Source organism: uncultured Nitrospira sp. (assembly GCA_902500695.1).
GTDB lineage: Bacteria > Nitrospirota > Nitrospiria > Nitrospirales > UBA8639 > Nitrospira_E.
In genome coordinates, this window is the sequence record CABVRQ010000142.1 from 1 (window position 1) to 4,604 (window position 4,604).

General features: G+C 52.9%; 4 protein-coding genes. 1 reads left to right on the forward strand and 3 read right to left on the reverse strand.

The annotated features are described in order from the left end of the window. From AAH187_RS18740 to AAH187_RS18750, 3 genes are all read right to left on the reverse strand, one after another. The coding region (locus AAH187_RS18740; protein WP_342350013.1) for an efflux RND transporter permease subunit at window positions 1–651 on the reverse strand (651 nt) is incomplete at its 3' end. Window positions 652–715: 64 nt separating this feature from the next. After that, the gene (locus tag AAH187_RS18745) at window positions 716–2,329 is read right to left on the reverse strand and encodes an efflux RND transporter periplasmic adaptor subunit (RefSeq protein WP_342350014.1); all 1,614 of its coding nucleotides are present in this window, start codon (window positions 2,327–2,329) and stop codon (window positions 716–718) included. A gap of 1,053 nt (window positions 2,330–3,382) precedes the next feature. Further along, window positions 3,383–3,769, reverse strand: a complete 387-nt coding sequence (locus AAH187_RS18750; protein WP_342350015.1) for a MerR family DNA-binding protein — start codon at window positions 3,767–3,769, stop codon at window positions 3,383–3,385. Between AAH187_RS18750 and AAH187_RS18755 the strand changes: the two genes are divergently transcribed. Beyond that, complete coding sequence (locus AAH187_RS18755) at window positions 3,768–4,277, forward strand: hypothetical protein (protein WP_342350016.1); 510 nt, start codon at window positions 3,768–3,770, stop codon at window positions 4,275–4,277. The two genes, AAH187_RS18750 and AAH187_RS18755, sit on opposite strands and share 2 nt — an antisense overlap. Window positions 4,278–4,604 lie beyond the last annotated feature (327 nt).

Sequence of the window (4,604 nt, forward strand, 5' to 3'; positions counted from 1 at the left end):
AAACCTGCCCTTCGCATTCGTATTGTTATGTTCAAGCGCCCGCGCGATATCCGATAACGAGAGATGGGCAATCTGAATGTGTTCCGGGGCAACCAACACTTGATATTGTTTGACATTCCCTCCAATCGGAATCACCTGTGCAACACCAGGAATGGCCAGCAATCGTCGTCGAATCTCCCAATCGGCGAGGGTTCGGGCTTGTTGGAAATCCGGACCCCGTACTCCCAGAAACAATATCTCACCCATAATAGAAGATATGGGCGCGAGGACGGGTTGCCGAACTTCAGGAGGGAGACGGTCTCCCACCAGTTGAAGCTTCTCACTGATGATTTGTCGTGCCCGGTACACATCGGTGCCCCAGTCAAATTCGATCCAGACAATAGAAAAGCCAATCGAAGAAGCCGAGCGCACACGACGCACACCCGTCGCCCCGTTCATGACGGTTTCAATAGGCAGGGTCACCAGTGTTTCCACTTCCTCCGGCGCGAGTGAGGCGGCCTCAGTCAGAATCGTGACGGTGGGCGCGGTCAGGTTAGGGAACACGTCCACAGGCATGCTCCGGGCTAAGATGACTCCGGTCACAAGCGTGGACACGGACACCGCCAACACCATCAGTCTGTTTCTTAATGACCATTCAATAAGTGCGATCATGTCATTCCCATTTGTTTTTTTCCGTGAAACATCACCATGAATTGTTACTCATCAGTTCGATACGTTAATGGGCATGGGTTGGAATTTCGCCTGACGCTGCGGCCAGCCTGATAGCATAGGCCCCCTTTGTGACCACACGTTCATCAGCTTCAATGCCTTCTAGAATCTGTACCACCTCTTCATCTTCAAGGCTGGTCGTGACGCCCGTGGTGATGAACCGTTTTTCGAACGTCTCCCCACCGGTTTGGACAAAGGCCACTTTTTTCCCGCTTTCGTGCAGCACGGCAGTTGACTGAATGGCGACGGATTCCACTTTGTCTCCTGTTTCAATAAACACGTCCGCATGCATGCCCACCTTCAGACTATGGTTGGGGTTTTCCACTTCAAAAATCACCGGGAGCGTTTTGGTTGCAGGGTCGATGACATTGCCAATAGCGACCAAGCGGGTGTTGACTTGGTCAGGTAAGATCAGTTCGGTCATGCCTTGAGGCTGAAAGGAAGCCCTGGCGTTTGGAGAAATTTTCGAAACATCGGACCCATAGACCCGAGCTTCGACCCACACGTGATCCATATTGATGACCGTGAACAATTCTTCTCCAGCCTCGACTCTGGATCCCAGAGTCAGGGCAGCCTTGACGATCACCCCTTGAATCGGGGCCCGAAGAAGGAAATCCTGAGTCCGGTCACGAGTGTCAGCGCGACCAACCTGTTGAGTCAGCGTTAAGGACGCCAAACGCTTTTGAGCTTCCGCGTATTTATTTTTGGCCAGAAGAAAGGTGGTATTCGCTTGCTCGACCTGTTTTTGGGCTAGAACCTTTTCCGCAAATAAGCGTTGTGCACGATCAAGCTCCCGTTGGGCCTGCGCTTGTTGTAATTCGGCTTGTGAGACAGCCGACTCCAATTCAGCCCGACTCGCCGTGGAAAATCCTGGTGTGATCGCTACGAGGACCTCTCCTTTTTCTACCATCTGGCCCATGATAGGAGGACGGGCAGAGGCCGACAATACAATCAGGCCAGTGGCTGGTGCCGTAACCACAACCTCTTGCCCCATTTTGGAGATAATGCCTCCCCGGGCCCTGATGGTGGAAGTCAGGATCTGATTGGTGGCCGCTTTCGTGGCAAATTCAACCTTCCATTGCTGTTCTTTTAAAAAGGTGACTTCCTCTTGAAGGTTCAGCGGTTCTGGCTCTTCTGTCTGCCGTTCGACCTCGGTCGCGCTGGAAAACACCCTTACCTTAGGAATGCGAAAGGTTTCGTTGAGGGCTTCGCTCTTGAGTGACAGCTCCATGGCATAGGTTCCAGGTTCCGGCATGGTGACGGAAGGGGTAAATATCCCTGCCCTGAGGGGGGCCGAGGCCAAAAAGGATAAAGGTGGTTGTCCCTTCCTGGTCATCCGAACTTCAACACTGCCAGTTATGACAGGTCGAAAATTTCGAAGGTCAGTCAGATGCGCAGCGAAGATGGAGGCGTGCCCCACCACAAATGGCGGATACTCCAAGAAAAGCTCGGCCTTGTCAGACCACAAGGTAATCGAAATGGGGTCCGGCTCCGTTGGACCTTCCTCTAAATCTTGTGAACCGATGAGGGAATCCAGACGAAATCCTCCACCGAGAATGGCCGTCACACCCACGACAACTAACACAATAAAACCCAAAGCCCAGAAAAACATTCGTTTCATGGTCTACCTTCTTTCAGATTCAACGCGCAATCTACTTTTGATAGACAAGACTCAAGAGTCCCAACAACATTCACAGCCTCGATAAGCCGGATCTTCACAAACTCATGAGGCAGAAAAAGTGCAGCAGCCAGCCCACACCTGGGCTATCCGTTAAATGGCTAGCAATGACTTGCTAAAACTGTAGGGAATGGAAATGTATTACAAAGGGAAAAGAGGTGGAGCTCTTCCTGAATGGATAGGAAGAGGAAGGCTTGTGGAAGAAAGGACAGAGTTGAATGTGTTCAGCGGACTTCCGCGAACAGGTGACGTTGACTCCCATAAACTTTGAGGTAGATCAGGTGACGGATAGTCATTGGGCGAAGCGTCGACTATGGGCAGAATGGTGAAAAGGTTAGTGCTCGAACCTGAAGTCAGGGTGATGAGGGAAACATGGTCAAGAATTGGCCATAGGTTCTGGTTCTGGTGCTCACCAGATTCTGGCTGGGGTACGTGAGAAGAATGCTCTGACAGATGAACATGGCGGACCAGACCTGCCTGTTCAGGACCCTGGGCTCCATATCCGGCTTCTGCCAGTTGGATGCGATGGTCATGAAGAAAGGGGAGACTGAAGATCCCAAATAAAAGGAGGGAAACCCATACTTTCATACGCCCGCAATCCTTGCTCTTCTCAAAATGGTCTGTCTAATTGTTTACGCTACGCGGCATCTCGGAAGGTATCATGTGACTTATGCCTCGTCAATGTTTAAAAAATATGTCGGCCAGTTTAAGGGCTAACTCAAATAGGGAAGCTCTGCATGCTGTGATTCTCCGTGTTTCGCCTAACTCCAATTGTTTGATGATAGGTGGTTCTTCCCTTTGTCATTTGAGACGAGGGCCAACCCCAACAATACCTTAGGAAGGAGTGGGGTCCTTTTGTCACGTAACACGAGCCGATAGACGCGGATTTCGACTTTCAGTTTTTGTCCAAGGGTCTTTAGGGTCTTGACTATCATGGGAACGATTGCGCCAGAGTGATCGAGAAGCTTTGGGAACGCGTATCTTCGTGCCTGGGTTTCACTGTGTGATTCGTTGCTGTTCTGCAAACAGCGATTCAATAATAGGACAGTCCGAAATCCAACCTCCTTCGCATTGAGAGGAAATCGAACGAAGTATTTTTTGAAGCCTTCGCAGATCTGCGATTTTCTTACTGACATTCTTAAGATGTTGCTCCGTCACCCCCTTCACTTCCTGACACGTGTACCGCTTGCCGTCAACCAGCCTGAACAGTGTCCGAATCTCCTCAAGCGAAAAACCCAATTCCCGGCTGCGGCGGATAAAGACCAACCGTTTGAGTAGGTCCCTGCCATAGAGACGTTGGCCGCCTTCGCTTCGCGGTGGTTTCGACAGCACAACATTACGTTCGTAATAGAGGATGCACACGATCTGGCAGGCTGACCACATGCATGACTCCGTGATAATCAAACTCTACCGCGTCATTACGGGGGACACTCAACCGATCATAGCGATCAAGCCCGCGAGAGACGTGGTCAAAGGCCAGCTCGATTTGGACTGGCACGAAATTCACGACAAGGAGCCGAGTATTACCATGAGCGAGAACCAGAAGCGACGCGTGACGAAGGCATCGGCGGAAGTTTCCGCGGAGCCCACCGAGGACACCGCAGCCAAGACGAAGGCGCCCCGCCGGACGATCAGCGGCCTCATCATCAACCTCCTGCTCGAGCAGAAGGGTGACCCGTCCATCACGGATTGTCAGATCCACGCCGCGATCCAGGAGAACTTCCCGGGCACGAAGGCGGCCGAGAACCCGGCGCAGCACACGAACTATTACCGTTCGGCGCTCGTCAAGGACGGCAAGCTCGAGAAGCGCGAGCGCCCGAAGAAGGCGCGTGCGGCCCGCGAGGGCGGCGGGACCCAGGAAGTCGTCGAGATGGAGTCCGTCGAGGCGTAAGCCCCGACGGCCCACGAGAAGGGGCCACTTGATCCTGCTACTTGCTGGACTTGATCCATCCAGCTCTCGCGGGCATTTTGTATTGGTCCCTTTAGTGGTGCCCACGACCGTGAGGGTCCGCTGACTGCCAGCACGACTACGGGCACCGGATGACGGGGCGGTCGTTCACTCCTCCGTCCCGTCACGGTTTTGATCGGCGCTCGTGAGAGCACGCCCTGAGCGTGACAAGTAGGCCCTGAGCCCAACCGCGAGCGTCGGTCAATTCGTTTCCGCACAACAAGGAATAACACAGTGCCCAACGCAAGGGACAAAGCTGTCGACACTACC